The following is a 19791-nucleotide window of genomic DNA, read 5'->3' on the forward strand; positions in this document are numbered from 1 at the left end:
GTTCCCCCCGCCCCTACCCCCCCCCCCCCCCCCCACCCACGTTTTACCCCAACACAAAAAACCGGGGTGGGGGGCCCTGCACCCCGGGCCCCCCCCCCCCCGACGCTCTGCGTCCTGTCCTCACCACCCAGACAGCAGTGGCCACACATCAGCGCACGAACGGAGACGGAGGGATGCCTCATCTTTTTCGCGGGCGGCCGGGACAGGAGCCGGCGGGGCGGAGTGGAACGTCGTTCTTGAGTAGTGCCAGGCGCACGGTGGCGAGGCTCGTTCCTTCCCGGTCCGCGATGTCCTGGAGCGACAGGCGGTCTTGTTCGTACCAGGTGCGCCATTGCCCGTTACGGGTGGCCGTGTGCTGAGTACGGCGAAATCGGGGCGGACTCCAATCGGCCGGGTGCCGGGACAGCAGATAGATGGCATTCGCCGTGGTGGTGTTCAGAGCCTGCGCAACCTGGGCGATGGAGAAGTCGCCGACGGGTACGGGCTGGTGGAGCTGGGCAGCGGTAATGCTGTCGGGGTCAGGTCCCGGTAGCTGGAGTTCTTGCAGGCTGGCGGCGTCCAGTCGTGGGGCCCACTGGACGGGTTCGTCGATGCCGTGTTCTTCGAGGATCGTGCGTGCGGTGTGGGTGAGCAGGTCGGCCTCGGCGGGCAGGATGCGCCAGCGAAATCGCTTGTACTGCTGGCGTCGGGCCGGGGTGGCGGGCGCGATGGCTGGTGCGCGTGATGCGGGGGTGATCCGGTCAGGGTGTGGAAGATCCAGCGTTGGGCGTGCGCGATGTCGGGAAGGTGGTTCGACCTAAGGCGGCGCTGTAGGTCCAGCCGGTTCTTCGGTGCGACAGGGATTTGGGTGGGGGCACGGCCGCGTCTGGCCGGGGTCCCGTCGGCTGAGGGGCCCCATCACTCACGTCGATCCCCCTGCCACGCGCTGCCGTCCGAGGGGGTGGCCGTCACAGAGACCGTGCCCCGCACTTCCGTCCGGCGCCTCATGTCCGGGAATCCGACTCGATCGAAAAATCGGCGGCAACCTTTTCGCCACCTGCGGCAACTGAGTAGTTGCAACACCGACACGCTCTTCCGAACGGACGAACATGCAAGAGACACGCCAGGCCGCGCGGCAGCGCAGGCACAGACGTCGGCTGATGGTTGGCACCACCGCGGGGCTGGCTGTCACCGGTCTTCTCGTCTGCCTGGTCATGACGATGCAATCCGACCCCAAGGGGGATGCCGGGCGGTCCTCGGCCACGGCCGTCGCCGACTCCGAGGAAACTCTCCCACCGACACCGCCAAGGCAGAAGTCCTCCACACCCTCCCCGTCCGCCTCCTCCCCGACCCTCTCGGCCAGCGCTACGACCCCGAAGGCTTCTGCAACCACGTCGGCGGCCCCGTCATCGGCCTCCTCGCGGACGGCTCCTGCCACGTCATCGCTGGCCGGACGGATCCAGCCCAAGCGCACCTACCAGGGAGTCGCCACCGTCTACAAGGCCGGGGTCGGGGACGGCGCCTGCTCGTACGGCCCGAGCAGCGACATGATGATCGCGGCGATGAACACCACCGACTACGAGACGTCCGCGGCCTGTGGGGCCCACGTGCTCGTCCGCGCGGCGAACGGTGCCTCCGTCACGGTCCGGATCACCAACGAATGCCCTTTGCCCTGTGCGCCAGGGCAACTCGACCTCAGCGAACAGGCCTTCGCCAAACTGGCTCCCGTCTCGACCGGCCGGATCGCGATCACCTGGAGCCTGTTGAGCCCCGACGCGTCGGGCACGATCTCGATCCGCTACAAGAACGGATCCAGCCCCTACTGGTGCGGCGTTCAGGCGATCGGCCACCGCAACCCGCTCGCTCGGCTGGAGGTCCGCACCGGCGGCGGCTGGCGCCAACTGGCCCGCACCGACTACAACTATTTTCTCTCTCCCGACGGCAGCGGGTGCGGCGGTGCGATCAGGCTCACCGACATCTACGGAGAGCAACTGACCATCAGCGGGATCGCTTTGCGGCCGGAGGCAGTGCAGTCGACGGGGGTCCAGTTCGCCCGGCACTGACCCCGCCGCCCACAGTGAGTCCCTCCGAACCAGCCATTGACCGCGGTCGGCGCGGACCACAAGCGGAAGGTGAGCGTGTGTCACACGGTGGTGCAGGCGGTGCCGTTCAGGCTGAAGCCGGAGGGCTTGGCGAAGATGCCGCTGGAGGTGCCCTGGAACCCGAAGGCCGCCTGGCCGCCGGCCGCCACCTCTCCGTTGTGGGCCGCGTTGCTCACTGTGACAGCTCCTGACGACCCGGACAGGTTCGCGTTCCAGGCATTGGTGATCCGCTGCCCGGAGGGGAGGGTGAAAGCGAGCTTCCAGCCGCTGACGGGGGAGGAGCCGGTGTTGGTGATGGTGACGTCGGCGGTGAAGCCGTCCTGCCAGACGTTCGTCGCGTACGCCACCTTGCAGGCCGAGGAGCCTCCAGGGTCCCCGGGGCCGCCCGGGTCACCGGAGGAGCCCGTGTTGACGGTGGAGGAGAACGAGTTCACGGCCAGGCCCGCACCGTTCTGCCAGGGCTCGAACCCGGCCTGAACACTCGTCATGTACCAGTTGTTCTGCGCGAGTCCCCGGGACACGGTCTGCCGGACGAAGTCCATGACGTCGAAGGACCAACTGGTGATCGCCGACGGTGCGACGAACGACAGCACGTCGTTTGAGCCGTTGCTGCCGGCCCACAGCTGCCACTCGCGCCCGGCCACGGTGGCGGTGCCGACCGGGGAGCCGATGGGCTGGATGGGTCCGACCTTGTTGAACCAGATCATGATCTCGGTCCGGTTCACGCCGTCGGTTCGGGGCGTGGGGTCGAGCCAGATGTCGTACGAGGCGTTGTACGCCGCGTCGTTGACATAGTTGTAGGAGATTCTCGTGGGCGCGTTGGAGATGGTGCTGAGTTGAGCGGGAAGGTTGGTGCCGGGCGAGCAGTTGGTGTAGTGGCAGCCGTTGTAGACGGACGGGTAGGACTTCGGAGCGCCGTTCGTCGGGACGGATCCGTCAGCCTGGGCGATCCTGAACCCCGAGTCGGTGACGGCGATGCACTGGGTGGCGTTGGTGCCCCAGCGATTGTTCTGGACCACGTAGCGGCCCTGGATGGTCGTTGAACCGAAGGGCTGGCAGATCGTGGTGTCGGCCTGCGCCACTGACGCTGTGGTCAGAAGTCCGCCTGCTCCTCGCTCGGTCCGGCCATCGACGTGGCCCGACGCCTGGTCTCCGTCCCGATCGTCGGGATTGACGACGCGATGACCGCGTCAACGGGTGAGGTCTGCCCTGGTGCAGGCCGGCTTTCAGGTGTTGGGTGACGCGGGCACCTGCTGTGCTGGGGGCAGTACCTCGGCGCCGATGCCGTCGCCGGGGATTAGCGCAATGCGGTGGTCCGTTGTCATGCCGCCAATTGCAGCAAGGCGGGCCGTGGGGCGTCCAAGACACAAAGCGGATCTCCCTTATAAGCGGTGCCTATCAGCTGTCGGCGACCGAGGTTGCGGCCGTGACGAATGCGGCGGCTGCGGGCGACAGGCCGCCGCGGCGGCTGACCAGGGCGATGTCCAGGGTGGTCTCCGGTTCGATGTCCAGGACGCGGGCGCCCAGTCGCCGGGCGACGTCCCGCCAGGAATCCGTGACCACCGCGAGCCCGACCCCGGCCAGTACCAGGGGCATGAGCGACACGCGGTGCTCGGTCTCGGCGGCTACGGTGAACTCGATGCCCTGCTCCCGCACCCCGTCGACGTAGGCGCGCATCCCGGTACCCCGCTGCCCGACGATCAGCCGCTGTCCCGCAAGCTCCCGCCACTCCACCGCCGTCCGATCGGCGAACGGGCCGTCGGCCGGGACCACCAGCACAAAACGCTGCCGCCCCAGCGCATGTGAGACGACCTCCTTGTCGGAGACCGGACCGGCGGACGCCAGGAGCCCCAACTCCACGGCACCCGTGCGCACCATGTCGATCACATCACGCGACGTGAACGCCGCTTTGATGACCACCGAGACGCCGGGATACCGGTGGCTGAAGGCACTCACCAAGGTCGTCAGCGGCTCCACCGCCTGCGATGGCATCGACGCCACATCCAGGCGCCCCTCACGCAGCTCATGTACCGCCGTGACACTCGCCCGCGCCGTCTCCAGACTCCGCACGGCCTCCCGGGCAGGCTCGATCAGGGCCCTTCCGGCCTCCGTCAGGACTGCCCTACGCCCGATGCGATTGAACAGCTCGGAATCGAGATCACGCTCCAGTGCCCGCACGGCCTGCGACAGCGACGGCTGCGACACGTACAGAGCCGAGGCCGCACGGTTGAACCCCCCGTGATCAACAATCGCAAGGAAGTACTCCAGCTGCCGAATGTCCATACGCGCCCTGTGCCCCTCAAGAAATCAACCGACGACTCAATTGGTCCCGACCATGGTGGCGTGAAGGAACGCCTCGACGAAGTACGGACCACCGATGCGCTGGCCTTGATCGTCACCGAAGCGCGGTCACAGCTACTGACCTTTTCGGATTGGCTGAGCATCCGGTCCGGGTGCTGGCTGCCCTCATTCGTCTTGGCGTTGGCCTGCAGGCTGAAGCTTGCCCTCAACAGGTCGGCGACGGTGTCGGCACTGACGCGGTGCCCGGCCCGTGTCAGCTCCCGCGTAAGCGTGCGCGTGGACTTCACCGTCCACCGCAACGGCGACATCGGGTCACCACGCACAACTCAGTGCCGGCCGCAGCCTTGGGTTCAGATCCGCGACCCTCTTGCGGCCCCCGCCCGGACGACGCACCCGCCCCAGAGGCTCCTCACCCGCCTCGAGTTCGAACTCACCCTTGCGTACTGTCGTCTCGCTCACCGCAGCGGCCTGGGCGACGGCCCGGACACCGCCGTGCGCCACCCGGGCCTCCACGGCCACCAACAGGGGTCGCTGCCGCTCGTCAGGTGGAACCCGGCGGCCCAGCCGACGCGACAGTCGGGCCACCGTCACGACCGAAGAACACTGCCGAACGCAGATCGGTCGCCAGCAAGAGCTGACGGCCAATCACGAAAGATCGAGGTTAGTTGATGATTTCGGCGCGTTCATCCAGACGGATTGCGGCCAGCCGGTCTCGCCACATCTGGAGAGCTTCGGGTGTCTGTCGCGTCCAGTCGGTGACCTCCCCAACGATCCGGAGCGGTTCCCTGCTGCGATAGGAGCGGGTGGGATTGCCGGGGAACTTCTTGTCGGTGACGTTTGGATCGTTCTCAAACTCCCCGGTCGGTTCGACGACATACACTCGCGGAGCCCCGTCGCCGGCGGCGAGTTCGGCGGCGAGTCCCGCGCCGTCACGCAACGCGGTGAAGTAGATGTGGTTCATCACGACTTCGGGCCGGTAGTTGGAACGGAAACCGGCGGTGAGGTGATCTCCGACCCGCAGCTCGGCCTTTGTGCCGTGAAAGAACGGCCCCTCGTCCAACGCCTCGTCCATCGCCACAGGTTATCAAGACCAAGCTGTTGTGACGGCGAGCTATCCAGGACGGCTCGCACGCCGTGATCACACCAGCCACAATCCGGGCACCAGCCTGGTCATGCTCCACCGCCGCCGCACGGGTGAGGAACTGCTCGACTGGAAAGTCGCACACAACACCTCCCACAAAAGCAGGTCAGAGCCCGCGACGAGCACGTGTTGCCCGCATGCACGGTGGTGTGGAGTGGACCGTTGCATTCGCGGATCGGACCCGACGGAGTTTCCGATGCTCGGGGGCCCTGGACCCCTATGGCGACGCGGCCTTCAACCACCGGCAGGTGCCGCCACTGCTGACGGAACTCGACCGGCTCCCGGCCGCTTGCTTGGCGCGGATGCGGATGCGGATGCGGATGCGGATGGCGCTGGCGGGTGCGGCTTCCTTGAGCCAGCGGCTCGCTCCGGGGCCGATGGGAAGGCGATCTCCGTCGAGCTAAAGGTGTACAGCCGACAACAGGTCCTCGGAGTTGGTGCGGGCAGAGACGGAGAGTTCCTCACCGAACGCCCGGCCCCACACCCTTGCACCGGTACAGCCCGGAGGGGTCGAGTAGCGCGCCGAGTTGAAGCTGATTGTGCGATCCGAGCCGACCAGCCTCTCCTCGCCCAGCGCGAACGTGGACGCCGCCACGAGCAGCACCCGATCCTCCAGTGAAGAGACCATGGGCGGCCCTTGCGAACCGGATCTGCACCTTCGCGACGCAGTGCAGTGGCCAACTTGCCGAAGCAACGCGGACGCAGGCCTAGTGAGGGGGGCTATCCGGACACCTCAGGGCCCTAACTCGTCAAGCTGCGGCAAATCCGCAGCTTGCTCAGCAGTGACTGCGAGCAGGAGCGGTTGGTTGTTCGGCACTTCGGTCGGTCTGCGGGTCGCCGGTTCGACACGAGGGTTCGGCGGTGGCTGCGAGCAGGGCGGCGTCGTCGTCGACCCGGTCGGGGGTGTTGAGCATTTCCAGGGCCCGTTCGGCGATCTGCTGGGGGTCGGGGCGGGCGGCGGCGGGCAGCGCGCCGCAGGTCTGGAGCAGGGCAGCCAGGCCGTCGTTGAGGGACAGCGCCCGGTTCTCCACCAAACCGTCCGTGTAGAGCAGCAGGCTGGTGCCGGGCGGGAACGCCACCTCGCGGTCGACTGGGGTGCTGCCCAGTCCCAGCGGCAGCGCCGGGGGCAGCTCCAGGTAGGCGGTGTCGGCGGCTATCAGCAGGGGCGGCAGGTGCCCGCTGGCGGCGTAGCGCAGGCGGTGATGGTGGGGGTCGTAGACCGCGTAGAGGCAGGTGGCGAAGCGTTCGGTGGGGAGCGACTGCACGTAGGCGTCCAGCCTGGTCAGCACCTGGGCCGGGCCGGCGCCCTCCAGCGCGAGGCTGTGCAGGGCGGAGCGGAGTTGGCCCATCAGGGTGGCGGCTTCCACGTCGTGGCCCATGACGTCGCCGATGGCCAGTCCCACGGCGCCGTCGGGCAGGGCGAGCACGTCGTACCAGTCGCCGCCGACCTCGGCGCCGCGGTTGCTGGCCCGGTAGTGGGTGGCCAGGCGCACGCCGGGTACCTGGGGCAGACGGCTGGGCAGCAGGGCGCGCTGCAGGGTCAGGGCGAGGCGGCGCTCGTTGTGGTACATGGTGGCGTTGTCGTAGGCCAGGGCCAGGCGGTGGGCGAGGTTCTCCAGATACTTGTGTTCGACCGCGGAGTAGCCGCCGGTGTGCCGGATTAGTACCAGGGCCCCCAGCGTCTGGTCGTGGGCGTGCAGCGGCAGGGCCAGCACGGCGGCGGGCACCGGGTGCGGGTCGGATGGGGCTGGGGCGGTGCCGTTGATCGCGTGGGTGGCGGCGCTGGCCAGAGCCTCGCGGGCAAGAAGGGGGGTGCCGGCGATGTATGCCGGGGGTGACTGCGCCGGGGCGGGTGCCGCGGTGGTGAGGTGGATGCTGATCTGGTCGGCGAAGTCGGGCAGCAGGATCTGGCCGGCGGTCTGCAGGATCTGGTCCGGGTCGAGGGTGGCGGACAGCCGCAGGCCTGCGTCGGCCAGGGAGGCCAGCAAGGCCAGCTGGTTGCGTGTCTCGGTCAGGACCTGTTCGCGCAGCCGGGACAGTTCCAACCCGGTGCGGACGCGCGCCAGCAGCTGGCGCGCGGAGAAGGGTTTGGCCAGGTAGTCGTCGGCGCCTGCGTGCCGGCCCTGCACGGATTCCTCCTCGCCGGCGCGGGCGGTGAGCAGGACGACGGGCAGGCGGGCGGTGCGCGGGTCGGCGCGCAGCGCCCGGACCAGCTCGAAGCCGTCCATGCGGGGCATCATCACGTCGCTGAGCACCAGCTCCACCGGCTGTGCCAGGGCCATCTCCAGGGCGGCCCTGCCGTCGGCGGCGAGCAGCACGTCGTAGTCGGGCTGCAGGAGCTGGGTGAGGTAGGCGCGCATGTCGGCGTTGTCGTCGACGACCAGCAGGCGGGCCCGGTGGGGGCGGTCGGTTTCGTGCGGGTCGGGGACGTGGGGGGCATCGTGGTTCGCGGGGGCGTGCGGGGTGGGTGCCGCGGGGGTGGCCGACGCGGGGACGGGGTCGGCCGTCAGCCAGCCCAGCGCCTCGTCGACATAGGCTGCGGCGCGGCCGGGCCGGCCGTCTCCGCCTTCCCTGGGGGTTTCCCCGGGGGATGCGGCGACAGCCCCGGGCGGGGCCGGGCGGGGCCGGGGGGCGGCGGCGCAGGGGAGGTCCACGGTGACGGTGGTGCCCAGGCCGAGCCGGCTGTCCACGCCGACGGTGCCGCGGTGCGCTTCCACCAGGTCCTTCACCAGCACCAGGCCGAGACCGCTGCCCTCGTGGGAGCGGGAGCGGGCGCCGCGGACCCGGTGGAAGCGCTCGAACAGGCGCGGCAGCTCGTCCGCGGGGATGCCGGTGCCGGTGTCGGTCACCGTCAGCCGGGCCCGGTCGCCGGCCGCGGCCACCTGCACCCGAGCGCCGCCGGTGAAGGTGAACTTCAGGGCGTTGCTGAGCAGGTTGAGGATGATCTTCTCCCACATCTCCCGGTCCAGGGACACCGGCTTGGGCAGCGGCGGGCAGTCCACCTCCAGCGTCAGGTCGGCCGCTTCGAAGGCGGAGCGGAACACCCCGGCCAGCTCGGCCGTGGCACCGGCGAGGTCGACCGGCTCAAGGGCCGGGCGCATCTGCCCTGCCTCGGCCCTGGCGACGTCCAGGAGGGTGTTGACCTGCTTCAGCAGGCGCAGGGCACCGCGCTCGGCCAGCTCCAGCTGCTCGCGCCGCTCGGGCCGGTCCTCGTCGACCAGAGCCTGCTGGAGCGGGCCCAGGAGCAGGGTGAGCGGGGTGCGGAACTCGTGGCTGACGTTGGCGAAGAAGGTGGTCTTGGCCCGGTCCAGATCGGCCAGCGCCTCCGCCCGCCGACGTTGCTCTTCGTGCGCGAGCGCGGCCGACAGCGCCCCGGCCACGGCGGAGGCGAGGACCTCCAGGAAGTCGTGGTAGGCCCCGGCCGGAGGGAAGCAGGGGTTGACGCCCACCACCAGGACGCCCTCCACCTTGCCCGCGCAGTGCAGCGGCAGGGCCAGCGCCTGCTCGACCGGGAGCCGGGAGGCCGCGGCGTGCTGCCCGGCCGTGCTGCCGCCGGTGAACGCGGCGGCCGGCAGCGTGGCCGGGGCCCCGTCGGCGATCACCTGCGCCAGCCGGGCCGCCACCTGCGACCCGTCGGCCGCACTCAGCGAGACGGTCTGGGCCGCCGGCCGCTGCATCCCCCGCTCGGAAGCCAGGTACAGGCCCAGAAACGGGATTTCCTCGGGGTAGGAGCCCGCCACCTCGGCGACCACGCGGGCGACCTCGCCCGGGGCGGTCAGCCCGGCGGTGCGCGCGCCGGTCTCGCTCAGCAAGCGCAGACGGCGTTCGCCAAGTACCCGGCCGGTGGTCTCGGTGAGGATCTGCAGCACGCCGCCGGCGGTGCCGTCGTCCAGCAGCACGGGCTGGAAGGCGGAGTCGAAGTAGCACTGCTCCAAAAAGCCGTGGCGCTCCATGATGAGCAGTTCATCCGGGACCAGCAGGGACTTGCGGGTGCCGGTCACATAGTGGAAGTGGGAGCTCACGGGGTGGGCCCAGACCTCGGGGAACACTTCCTTGTAGGGCCGGCCGAGCGCCCAGGGGTGTTTGGTGCCGACAATGGGTGTGGAGCCCAGGTTGTACAGCGTGGCGAATTCAGCCCCCCAGTACAGAGCCATCCCATGCTCAGAGGTGAGCATGAGGCGCAGGGTGTCCACCAGGGGACCCGGCCACGAGATGGGGGGCCCGAGCGGTGTCGCCGCCCAGTCGATCCCTGCCAGAAGCTCGCCGAACGCGCCCCCCTCGGCGAACACCCGGGCCGCCGCGGTGCGCGGGTCATCGGGCCGGGTCATCGAAAGATCTTCCTCCTGGCGCCTGTGCGATCCGCCCGCGTCCTCCCAGGACTGCCGACTGCCACTCGCTGCGGGATCTCCTGGGCGGATCGGATGTCGAATCCGACAGTTATGGCTACATTTTGCCCGAATTATGAAGCTTAGGCAATTAAGGGCTATTTGCCCAGCAGTGTACGCCTGTAGCGCCGCGTCGACGGCGGTGATCGTCGACTCGCAGTCCTGCGGGCGGCCGACACCGTCGGCGCCGACGGACAAGCGACGGACAAGGCCGGACGGCGGGCAATGCTCTGTCCGCGCTGGAGCCGATCGCGCCCATCGACTGGCTGACGCCGGCCCGGCGGCACGCTTCAGCGAAGGCCCAGCTGGTGTACTGGGCTCCGTGGTCGGTGTGCATGACCGCTCCGGTGAGGGTGCGTCGGGTGCGTTCGGCGGCGGCCAGGGCGTCGGTGACGAGACCGGTGCGCATGTGATCCGCGATCGCCCAGCCGGCCAGACGGCGCGAGACGAGGTCGATCACGGTGGCCAGGTAGAGGAACTTCCCGCCCTCCAGCGGGAGATGGGTGATGTCGCCGACGTACTTCGTGTTCGGCTCACTCGCGGTGAAGTCGCGGCCGATCAGGTCCGGATCCTTCGCCGCGGCCGGGTCCGCGGTCGTGGTGCGGTGCCTGCGCCGCAGCCGCATGTCCAAAACGCTGATCACCGCCGCGAAACAGACCGCTGCACGATCCTGGCTGGGCGAGGTCTCCTCGGTGGTGCTCCAGCAGTCCCTGCGTGACGTGGAGGCCGCCTACAAAAACTTCTTCGCCTCCCGCAGGGGCGAACGCAAGGGCACGACGGTGGGTGCGCCCCGGTGCAATGCCCTGGCCGGAGTTGAGGATGAGGAAGGCGATGGGGGGCGCTGGCGCAGCAGAGGGGGGACCGGGGCGCGCTCGACGGGTGGGCTTCGGAGCGGTCGCCGCGCCCGGCCGCCGACAGAGTGGCGGCCCGCCGTCAGACGGAGGCGTCGGCCGGCTGCTCGTGGTGGTGTTTGAGCGCGTCACGTGCCGCGGGGACGTCGGTCGGGGTGAGTCCGCTCCAGAATGCGTGGGTGACGATCAGCCCGGCGAGTTCGAGTTCCCTCTCGCGAACCGGGCGATCTCCGCCGCGTCCTTGGGACCCCAGCCGGGGGAGGAGGCGGGGCCGGGACGACTTCTGTCACTGCGCGGTTGCGCGACGATGGGTGGTGCGGATCAGGACCGAGACCAGCGCCGCGAGGTCAAGGGCGCCGACCGGGTCGTCCGCGTAGCGGGTGGTCTGCAGCGGCCCCACTTCGTCCAGGCGGACTCCCTCCGCCTCCAGGACGTGGGCGAGGGCCAGCAGTGCCAGGCGGGCGTTGCCGTCCGGGTAAGGGTGGAAGAAGGCGATGTCCAGATATGCCCTGGCCGCCCGGGCAGGCAACGGCACCGACGGGTCTGCGCTCTGGCGCAGGCAGGCGGCGAAGTCCCGCCAGGTATGCGGCGTCAGCCCGTACCGTTCCCGGCCGCCCTTGGCGAAGGCGTCGCCCTGCCGCAGGCACACATCGGGTATGCCGAGGACCAACTTCTGCCAGTCGTCGAGTAGGGGCAGGGTGAGCGGTTCTCCCTGTGAGGCCGCGGCACGGGAGAGGGTCATCGCGGTGAGCAGCCGCTCGGCGCGGTCCCGGTTGCGGTGGCGGACCGGGCCGTCGAACCAGGCGGCGAGTCCGTCGACGGCCGCCCGCACGGGCGCAGGGCTCGTGGCCGCAACCGAGGACCAGTCGACCTGCTCCCTGACTTGGCACCACCGGGCCAGTGCGTCATCGCTCACGGTAGAACCCGCGACCGGTGAGGCGGACCGCCAGGTCCTCGCCCACCGCGTCGACCAGGGTCGGGGCGGGCTCGGCCCAGCTCTTGAACCGGCCGCCGATCGCGGCTTCCACCGCCTTCTCCGCCGCCTCCGGTCCCAGACCGGTGGAAGAGAGGAACCAGGTCAGCGTTGTGTCGCAGAGCCCGTACCAGGACGACTCGGCGTGGGTGCGGTCCACGACCGTGGTGACCAAGCGGGTCACCGCGCGTTCCAGATGCCAGCTGCGGTCCTCAGCATCCGCGTCGGGCAGCGGGGCGAGTTGCTCGAACCGCTCGGCCATCTCCTCCAGCCAGTCACGCCATTCCAGCAACGAGGCCACCACCCGTGCGGCGGTCTCCTCCGCCTCTCCGACCGAATGCGCGTCGCAGCACCAAGCGCCAACAGGCCCACCGTTGTGGATCGACCAGTCCCAGCCGCAGGACCAGCGGCCGTAGCGCGACGCCAGGAGCGCGCTCACCTCCCGCATGAAGCGGAAGTTCTCCATCCGATCGACATCGGCAGGAGGTGTCATCCGGGCGACCAGCGCCGTAGTCCGGGCCTCCTCGTCGTCGTCCCACTCGAAGGCGTTTCGACGAGGGTCGGCCTCGGACCAGGGCAGCGACCAGGCTCGTAGTTCTTGGTGGATGGACGTGGTGTACCCCCGAAGTCGGACGTGCAGAACAACTGACAGATGATGCCGACGGGATCGAGGCATGTCACCCGAATTTACTGGCCACCGACCTGTGTCTCCCACTCCCAGCCGCCATCGCCGAGGCCACCTGATCTGGATATCCGCCGCCCGGCCGGCCGCGCCCACGACGCCACGCCATAGCGCCGTGCGCTGAGTGCATGCCGGGCAGGCCGACGCCACCTGCGGTGCCTCAACACCAGCTCCGACAGGAACCCCGACCTGCGGCTGAAGAAGCCCGGCAGCGCCGACACCAACGCCGCCGTCGGCACCATCAGGTCCTGCAACTGGGACACCGCAGCGGACAGAAAGACCTACGCCTGCTGAAGACCTTGGCGGAACGCGGCAGCCAAGCCTCCCGCGTTCCGGTGGGAGGCCGGCTTTCCATCACGGCTCCGATCATGATCAGGGAACCGGATCCGACGGCCCTACTATCGCCCGCAGCGCCGCGAGGTGCCCTTGGTAGGCATCCCGACCTCGCCGGGTCAGGCGGAGCCACACGCGCTGGCGGGTGTCGCGGACGGCTTTGCGCTGCTCGACGTAGCCGGCGTCCATCAGCACGGTGACGTGCTTGCTCAACACGGAGGCGGAGAGGTCGAGTTGTTTTTGGACCAAGCCGAACTCCGCCTCGCCCGCGGTGTCTAGCAGGGCGCAGATGCGCAGCCGGTTCGGGGCGTGGATGGTGGTGTCGAAGCCCTCCAGCAGGCCGCGGGCTTCGGCGCTCACGCGGTCTTCCGGTGCAACCGGACGAAGGCAAGGTGGAAGCCGACGGACACGGCGGCACTGATCAGTGAGGCCGCGATCAGCCACGCCGGCCATCCGGTGACGCGGAAGGCGAACGCAGCCCCCACCAGAAGCGCGGGCAGGCCGACCATGAGCGGCACGGTCGCCCGCTTCGGCAGCACGTCCAACCGCAGTGCCACCCCGGTTTTGTTACGCCAAGTCTTGGCCGCCACAGCGAAGAGTGCCCCGTACACCGCGGTGATCGCCAGCATGATGCCCATCCAGACGGGGCCCGGCAGCAGCCAGTCCGAATCGGCCATGACGCCTCCGTAGGTGATCGGGAGCGCGGCGAGGTAGAGCGTAAGCGTGATGAAGAACCAGGTCGGCCACGGTGTGGCCGACAGTGCCGCGGCGGAGGCCCGGATGTGCTCGGTGTCGGCCAGGGCGGAACGGGCTTGCTCTGGCGTCAGTCGTACCCCGTCAGTTTCCATGACGGAAAGAGTAGCGGCTGGTTTCCAGTATGGAAAGGGTCGAGTTTCCGGTACGGCAAGTGACGGCTCGCCCGTTGGGTTCTGTCTCCCGCCCGTGCAGGCCGCTGCCAGACACTGAGGGCCGCGTCCGTCTCGCAGCGCAGCCAGGCGTTGCTGGTGTCGCCGAGCTGTGACCGTGGAGATAGGCCGCTGCGTGCGGGGTGTCGGGTGAACCAGCGCGCCGGCGATGAAGCCGGGCCCTTGGTCCTCCCCCTCCTGGGTCGTGTGTGCACTCGATGAACGGGCCGATCCTGCACGTTGTGCCCGGGTCCGGGCCCGGGCGCGGTCGGCGACGGGTTCGATCGCCAGCGGTTTGTCGTCGCCTTCGTCGAGGGTGAGCTGCCGGGTGGCCCGATGGTCGGATCGGAGGGCGCCGGCTCGCAGGGCGATGCCTCGGCCCCGGACGCGCTGGAGCCCGAGGGACTCGTACAGCGCGTACGCCACCCTTGCTCGATGCGCACCTTGGGGGCGATCACCTGGTGCATCTGCTCGGTGGTGGCCATCCGGTACTGCGTCTGCATGCCAGCGCCAGCCGGTCTCCGCTGCCCGCGTCCACGCCGATCATCCCCGGATCCGCTCCCTGTCCGGTGCGGCACCGGCCTGTATGGCACCGCGCGTACCGGTCACGCCAGCCCCGACCACGGCTGGTCATCGGCTGATCGCCCCCGCGGCGCGCCTCCCGCCGGCCCCAATCTCCGGAAACGACGCGATTCTGTATCTAGTGATTGTTGTTGCTTACTCCGTTGAGTAAGAGGTGAGCGCGCCCGTAGGGCCAGCACAGCGTTGGCAGGTTCCGCTAGTTGCCCAATGGCCTCCGGACTCTGGGCTGTCCTACCGCATGTGGGTGTCGGTAATGAGCGTTAGATTCTGCTCTCAAGGGCCGGCATCGCGGCGGCCACCGTGCGGGGAGGGCGGATTGATGAACCGGGGACCTACGGAAAGCGGGCTGGGCTGGATAGCCGATGCCTACAGCACCAGCTTCACGCTCACACTCAGTGAGGGCCTCTCGCCGCACGAGCTGCTGCGCCGCGTCGGCGCCGAGGAGCGCCACATGGTCCTGCTCACCCGCTCCGCAGCGTACGAGCTGCTGCTGCGGGATGAGGAGGACCACATCAGTGACCTCGACTTCCTGGACTGGGAAGATGAAGCGGCAGTTGCCCAGCTGACAAGCGCCGGCTTTCTGCCCGCCCCGCCGGACACCATCGTCCGAGCGGGCTCGGTGGCGGGCTGGGCGTATGCGCTGGAGGAATTCCACTGCCATACGGGTACGTACCTCGCGGCGCTGTCCGAGCGGGGGCGGGCGTTCTGCGTCCATCGCAACGCAAAGAGCTTCAGCCGCGTCGACTATGCCTGCCGCGGCAATGTGGTGACGTCCTTCGAGCCTGGCCTGCCGCACCTTTCGAACGGCGTCCCAGCCGAGGTGGCGCTCGGCTTCGTGGACGACGGTGCCGAGTTGGGCGATGTCGCGTTCCTGCGGTTCCTGGAGGGCGAGCTCGGCATCTACCTCCCCTGTGAGGAGACGGAGGCAGAGCTTCCGGCAGCCGCTTTCACCTGACGCGCCCCCGGACAGCCACGTCCCCTTTCCTGCTGGTAGGACATGAGCACGAACTTCGTGGATGCAGGCCTCGAAGAACAGCGCTTGTCCGCCTGTTGCCCGCTTCTGCCAGGTCACCGTCTGAGCTGACCTGTCGCCTTCCCGCCAGCTGGCACCTCGCAATGCCCCGGGCTCCTGGGTCGTACGGTCCGCCGGTGCGATGCCCCAGCGTGCGGCGAGCAACGCCGGGACCGCGAACGCGGTCTCATCATCTGCGGCCGCGACCTCCACCACGCCAGCCCCGGCCTTGCCACATGCGCGTCGTTGGAGGCCGAGGACGTGACTGCGTTCGGTCGGACACAGAGGTTGAGAACATCTGGGCCGCGGTGCGCAGCCATGTGGAGGGTGCAGTGATGAGCTCGCTCAACCAGTACTGCGCGTGCGAGGTGTGCGGAGAAACTACCGACGGTGTCCTGTTCTGCGCGGGGTGTCGCTTGACCTTCCTGCGGGGCAACTCGTGGGCCGCGTCGGTGACAACGGCGCCGGTAAGAGCACCCTGCTGCGCATCCTGGCCGGAGATCTCGTCGCTGACAGCGGTGTAGTGGAGCGGGCGGGCCGGGCGGCGGAACCATCACCTACTCACCAGCGCGGGCCACGAGCATCGGCTGGAAGAAGCCGGTCGCCTGCGGCATCCGCCACACGGGGTCGACAAACCCGGCCTCGACCGCAAGGCCGGCCAGCCGGCCCTGGCCGAGTGCCCAGTAGGTGGTCCGGCGGACCTGGACGCGCCATTCTCCGCCTGCCGGAAGGAGTTGGAAGTGCTCCAAGTCGTAGTGCTCGCCGTCATCGTGCCAGTGCCAGAGCTGAAAGGTGACGGTTCGTTCCCTGCCGTCGGTGGTCCGGTGGACTTGTGGAGGCGTCGAAGGCGGGCGGTCGCGCAGCAGGGCGTCGTAGGGACGTGTGCTGACCAGTAGCAGGCCGGCGGGACGCAGCACGCGGCGCATCTCGGCCAGGGCGGCGTGCACATCCTGCTCAGTCAGCAGGTGAGGCAGCGAGTTGTCGGCGCAGACGACGGTGTCGAACCGGCCATCAGGAAACGGGAGGCGTCGCATGTCGGCGGCGGCCGTGCGCAGATTCAGGCTCCGGCGGGCGGCCTCACGGGCAGCGCGGGCGGCAGCACGGGGGCTGAGGTCGGTCCCGGTGACGCGGTGTCCGCGCAGCGCCAGGCCGATGGCCTGCGTGCCGATGCCGCAGGAACAGTCGAGCACCGCCGCACGATCCTGGCAGATCAGGGCGTCCAGGGCGTCCCCCTGCTGACGGATGCTTGCGTCCCAGTCTGAGTAGATCAGGTGGTAGTCGTCGGCCAGTGCGTCGTAGAAGTGCGCCACCGAACTCTCGGGCATGGCCCGAGGCTACCGTGCCTGATTCCCGGGAGGCGCCGGTCGTCCCCCGTGGTCGGCGCGAGCGCCCTCACTGACGACAGTGCCGTCATTTCCCGGGTTCTGGCTCACTTTCCGTGGAGCGCTGACTGAGTGTGATGTCAGTGGTGTGTGGTGGGATGGTCGGACTCTGCCACCGTGACCTGCTGGGAGTCCGCCTTGATGCCCGTGTACTCGTCTCTGACCCACGCCCTCGGCGAGGCCTTGGTCGACGTCCTGTGGTTCATTGAGGGCAGTGAAGATGAGCAGATGGATCCGGACGACGCCGTCAAGGTCCTGGAGGGTGTCGCCCACCTGGTCAGCAAGCTGTCGAGCGAGCAGCGGGGTGAATTGATCGACCTGCTCGGGACGATGACCGAAGCGGAGTCCGACCCTGCGCGGCGGGAGTTCCTGGAAGGGTTTCCGGAGGGCTTCGGGCTCCTTGATGACGTGGTCTGACCTGTACTGAACAGCTGGCCGAAGGAGCGGACGTGGCCGGTGAGAGCATCGAGTTCAGGGCATTGGACCAGAACTACCTTGAGGCGAAGGAACTCGGTCTCGGTGAGGGTCTCCGGCCGGCGGAGGCAGCCGGAGCACCACTTCTTCCACAGGCCGAACTGTCAGCCGCACTGCACCCGGTACGGGCTAGTTCCGGGCAACTTCCTCAGGGCCACTCACCAGAGACCCGTCACTCTGCGTGCATGCTCCACGGAAAGTGAGCCAGAACCCGGGAATCAGCGTCAGGACCTGATGCCGGCTCAGCATGTCCACTCTGATGCCTGCGAGGTCCTGGTTCGGACGCCTTGAGGAATAGTCACCCCGTGAGCGATGACTTTGCTCCAGTGGGAGGGTCTCTTCTTCGAACCCCCGGGCCGGACGACCACGTGTTCCGGTCCAGGCGCCATGCAAGGCACGACTCGTGACAGGAGACTCGCCCGTATGACTGGTTCGGACCTGGTAGCAGATCGCAGAACGGGGGCCGAGGTCTGGCCACTGATCCGTACTGAGCGAGCGGCGCTGGTAGCCGATCTTGCAGATTTGCCTGACGATCAGTGGGAGACCCCGTCGCTGTGCACCGGGTTGATGGTGCGTGAGGTGCTGGCGCACCTCACTGCGGGGGCGAGCCTCAATGCTGTGCGCTGGCTGGCGGGTGTGATCCGCTGCCGATTCGACTTCGACAAACAGGTAGCAATGCGGTTAGCCGAACAGCTCGGTGCAACCCCGGCCGAGACGCTTGAGCGGTTCCGGCGTGTTGTCCCCAGCAGGACCAAGCCTCCCCTCCCTGCCGTGGCCATGCTCGGCGAGACGATCGTGCATGCGGAGGACATCCGGCGACCGCTGGACATTCGTCGTGACTACCCAACTGAGGCGGTCACACGTGTCGCTGAGTACTACCAAGGGTCGGATCTGGTGGTCCTTGCCAAGGGGCGCATCGGTGACCTACGACTCGTCGCAAATGACGGCCCGTTCAAGACCGGATCCGGGGCACTCGTGTCCGGCAGTACCTTGGCCCTGACGATGGCCATGACCGGACGCACGGCGTATCTCAACGACCTGGAAGGCGACGGTGTTGAGCGCCTCCGCGAGCGCTGCGGAATGACGTGACGGTGAAGGCGGCCCACCGCCCGTGGCAGCGGGCCGCCGAGGTGGACCTGCGCGTGTCAGTGACCTTGGCGGGTTCTTCGGTCCGGGCTCGAGTCAGCTCTCTGATCACAGCGTGGCGCGCAGGTGGCTCACCGTGACGAAGTGGAAGCCCTCGGTGGTGAGGGTGCGAAGGAGCTCCGGGACGGCGGCGACGGACGTCGGGTGGATGTCGTGCATCAGGACGACGCTGTTGCGTCGGGCCTTGGAGATGACTGCCTGAGCGACCTTGGCGCTGTCCCGGTACTTCCAGTCCTCGGTGTCGACGTCCCACAGCACGGGCGACAGTGTGGTGGAGGCCTTCACCTTGGCGTTGACCGCGCCGTACGGCGGCCGGAAGAGAGTGGGGGCCTTGCCGGTGGCGGCCTTGATCGCGGTGCTGGTGCGGCCCAGCTGGTAGGCGACCTGCTCGGGGGTGAGCTTGGTGAGGTCGGGGTGGTTCCAGGAGTGGTTGCCGACTTCGTGGCCGGCCTTGGCCTCGGCGCGTACGAGTTCGGGATGGGCGGCCACGTTCTGGCCGACGGTGAAGAAGGTGGCGCGCGCCCTGTAACGGGCGAGGTGGTTCAACAGGGTCGCGGTCTCCGGGGCGGCAGGGCCGTCGTCGAAGGTCAGGGCGATGCACTTGACCCTCTTGCAGTCGGTGTCGTCGTCGGCGGAGGCGGTGTGGGTGGGCACGGCCGCGCTGGGTGTGCTGGGGGCGCCCAGGTCGAGGCCACTGCTGGGCTGCTCGGTCTGCTTCTGGGCGCGTCGGCCGAAGGAGGACAGCCAGGGGGTGATCGTCGCCTTGTCGAGGGACACGACGTAGGACCCGGCTGCAGAGGCTCCCACCGTGCCTGAGTCGAGCTGCACTCGGAGACCGCCGTCGGCGGTGAAGGACAGGTCGTCGAGTAGATCGGCGCGGTGGGTGGTGTCGGCGAAAGCGTCGTCGAGGTAGGTGGGGTCCACCCCCTCGCGACCCCTGAGCTGCTTCTTCAGGGCGGCGGTGAAGGCGTCCCGTGAACCGTCTGCGATGAGACCGAGCGCGTGACGGTAGGCGCCGTCCTCCCCGTCGTACCAGTACGTGCTGGTCGACTGCCCGTTGCCGGCCCCACTGCCGTCCACTGTGGTGAGCAGGACTCCGAGCACGTCACCGGAGGCAACCAGGAACCGGTGGCTGACGTTGAGCTCGCCGGCCGAAAGCGAGCCGGTGCCGCACCTGTTGGAGCGGAAGGAGGCCACGAGCCGGTCGACGTCCTTCTTCATCGCGGCCGTCATCGCCTCCGCTCCGGGCACATCCGGGTAGCTGATGGCGAACGGGCAGGAGCTCTGCTCGCTGCTGTCGTTGACGATCTCCAGGCCCTTGATCTTCGATGGGTCGACCGTCCGGGAGGTGGAGGAGGACGGTCCGGCCTGCACCGGCTCAGGGGCGGGGTCCGGGAGTCCGGACCCGTTGGCGCAGGCCGCGGTCAGGAAGAGCGAACCGAGCAGGAGAAGAGTCGAGGGGAGGAGGGCGTGAGAACGCATGCGGAGCACCTGGGGGAGAGAGGACGTGCCGGGCGTCGCGGAACGGACGCCGGTCGGCCGT

General features: G+C 68.8%; 14 protein-coding genes and 5 pseudogenes. 5 read left to right on the forward strand and 14 right to left on the reverse strand.

Translation table 11 applies throughout. From position 1 onward, the window contains the following. Window positions 1-1088: 1088 nt before the first annotated feature. Window positions 1089-2042, forward strand: coding sequence for an expansin EXLX1 family cellulose-binding protein (locus tag ACFWWR_RS40630; RefSeq protein WP_384308914.1), 954 nt, complete (start codon window positions 1089-1091; stop codon window positions 2040-2042). A gap of 80 nt (window positions 2043-2122) precedes the next feature. Here ACFWWR_RS40630 and ACFWWR_RS40635 read toward each other — a convergent pair whose 3' ends face one another. The 11 genes and pseudogenes from ACFWWR_RS40635 to ACFWWR_RS40685 all read right to left on the reverse strand — a co-directional run bounded on the left by ACFWWR_RS40635 (window position 2123) and on the right by ACFWWR_RS40685 (window position 13595). Then, entirely contained in the window at window positions 2123-3178 is a 1056-nt protein-coding gene (locus ACFWWR_RS40635; protein WP_384308950.1) for a cellulose binding domain-containing protein, read from the reverse strand. 301 nt (window positions 3179-3479) lie between these two features. Further along, a complete protein-coding gene (locus ACFWWR_RS40640; protein ID WP_384308917.1) occupies window positions 3480-4364 on the reverse strand; it encodes a LysR family transcriptional regulator in 885 nt (294 codons plus the stop codon). Window positions 4365-4525: 161 nt separating this feature from the next. Further along, window positions 4526-4901: pseudogene (locus ACFWWR_RS40645) on the reverse strand (ISAzo13 family transposase); the annotation flags it as partial. Window positions 4902-5043: 142 nt separating this feature from the next. Next, window positions 5044-5454, reverse strand: a complete 411-nt coding sequence (arr, locus tag ACFWWR_RS40650; RefSeq protein ID WP_384308920.1) for an NAD(+)--rifampin ADP-ribosyltransferase — start codon at window positions 5452-5454, stop codon at window positions 5044-5046. 655 nt (window positions 5455-6109) lie between these two features. Continuing rightward, window positions 6110-6228 (reverse strand): annotated as a pseudogene (locus ACFWWR_RS40655) (IS5/IS1182 family transposase); the annotation flags it as partial. 71 nt (window positions 6229-6299) lie between these two features. Next, window positions 6300-9851 (reverse strand): SpoIIE family protein phosphatase, encoded by a 3552-nt coding sequence (locus ACFWWR_RS40660; protein ID WP_384308923.1) that lies wholly within the window; start codon window positions 9849-9851, stop codon window positions 6300-6302. A gap of 283 nt (window positions 9852-10134) precedes the next feature. Next, window positions 10135-10527, reverse strand: a pseudogene (locus ACFWWR_RS40665) (DDE-type integrase/transposase/recombinase); the annotation flags it as partial. 518 nt (window positions 10528-11045) lie between these two features. Then, window positions 11046-11675 (reverse strand): hypothetical protein, encoded by a 630-nt coding sequence (locus ACFWWR_RS40670; protein ID WP_384308926.1) that lies wholly within the window; start codon window positions 11673-11675, stop codon window positions 11046-11048. Next, complete coding sequence (locus ACFWWR_RS40675; protein WP_383873817.1) at window positions 11665-12408, reverse strand: hypothetical protein; 744 nt, start codon at window positions 12406-12408, stop codon at window positions 11665-11667. The genes ACFWWR_RS40670 and ACFWWR_RS40675 overlap by 11 nt, the downstream gene beginning before the upstream one ends. Window positions 12409-12786: 378 nt before the next feature. After that, a complete protein-coding gene (locus ACFWWR_RS40680) occupies window positions 12787-13107 on the reverse strand; it encodes a transcriptional regulator (protein WP_383873814.1) in 321 nt (106 codons plus the stop codon). Beyond that, on the reverse strand, window positions 13104-13595 hold the full coding sequence (locus tag ACFWWR_RS40685; RefSeq protein WP_384308929.1) for a hypothetical protein: 492 nt from the start codon (window positions 13593-13595) through the stop codon (window positions 13104-13106). Before ACFWWR_RS40685 ends, ACFWWR_RS40680 begins: the two co-directional genes overlap by 4 nt. A 958-nt stretch (window positions 13596-14553) precedes the next feature. Between ACFWWR_RS40685 and ACFWWR_RS40690 the strand changes: the two genes are divergently transcribed. Then, on the forward strand, window positions 14554-15189 hold the full coding sequence (locus tag ACFWWR_RS40690; protein ID WP_384308932.1) for a DUF6461 domain-containing protein: 636 nt from the start codon (window positions 14554-14556) through the stop codon (window positions 15187-15189). 216 nt (window positions 15190-15405) lie between these two features. Here the strand turns inward: ACFWWR_RS40690 and ACFWWR_RS40695 are convergent. After that, a pseudogene (locus ACFWWR_RS40695) lies at window positions 15406-15462 on the reverse strand (hypothetical protein); the annotation flags it as partial. A 193-nt stretch (window positions 15463-15655) separates the two neighbouring features. Here ACFWWR_RS40695 and ACFWWR_RS40700 point away from each other — a divergent pair. Next, window positions 15656-15787 (forward strand): annotated as a pseudogene (locus tag ACFWWR_RS40700) (ATP-binding cassette domain-containing protein); the annotation flags it as partial. A gap of 16 nt (window positions 15788-15803) precedes the next feature. Here the strand turns inward: ACFWWR_RS40700 and ACFWWR_RS40705 are convergent. Next, window positions 15804-16571 carry a class I SAM-dependent methyltransferase gene (locus ACFWWR_RS40705; protein WP_384308935.1) on the reverse strand — a complete coding sequence of 256 codons (768 nt, stop codon included), beginning with the start codon at window positions 16569-16571 and terminating at the stop codon, window positions 15804-15806. A 198-nt stretch (window positions 16572-16769) separates the two neighbouring features. On the opposite strand from ACFWWR_RS40705, the gene ACFWWR_RS40710 reads away from it, so the two are divergent. Continuing rightward, window positions 16770-17045: a hypothetical protein gene (locus ACFWWR_RS40710; protein WP_383873804.1), complete on the forward strand. Its 276-nt coding sequence runs from the start codon at window positions 16770-16772 to the stop codon at window positions 17043-17045. Window positions 17046-17525: 480 nt separating this feature from the next. Continuing rightward, a complete protein-coding gene (locus ACFWWR_RS40715; RefSeq protein WP_383873801.1) occupies window positions 17526-18191 on the forward strand; it encodes a maleylpyruvate isomerase family mycothiol-dependent enzyme in 666 nt (221 codons plus the stop codon). A gap of 105 nt (window positions 18192-18296) precedes the next feature. On the opposite strand, the gene ACFWWR_RS40720 is transcribed toward ACFWWR_RS40715, so the two are convergent. After that, window positions 18297-19730: a polysaccharide deacetylase family protein gene (locus ACFWWR_RS40720; RefSeq protein WP_384308938.1), complete on the reverse strand. Its 1434-nt coding sequence runs from the start codon at window positions 19728-19730 to the stop codon at window positions 18297-18299. Window positions 19731-19791 lie beyond the last annotated feature (61 nt).

The organism is Streptomyces sp. NPDC058678 (assembly GCF_042714835.1).
GTDB lineage: Bacteria > Actinomycetota > Actinomycetes > Streptomycetales > Streptomycetaceae > Streptomyces.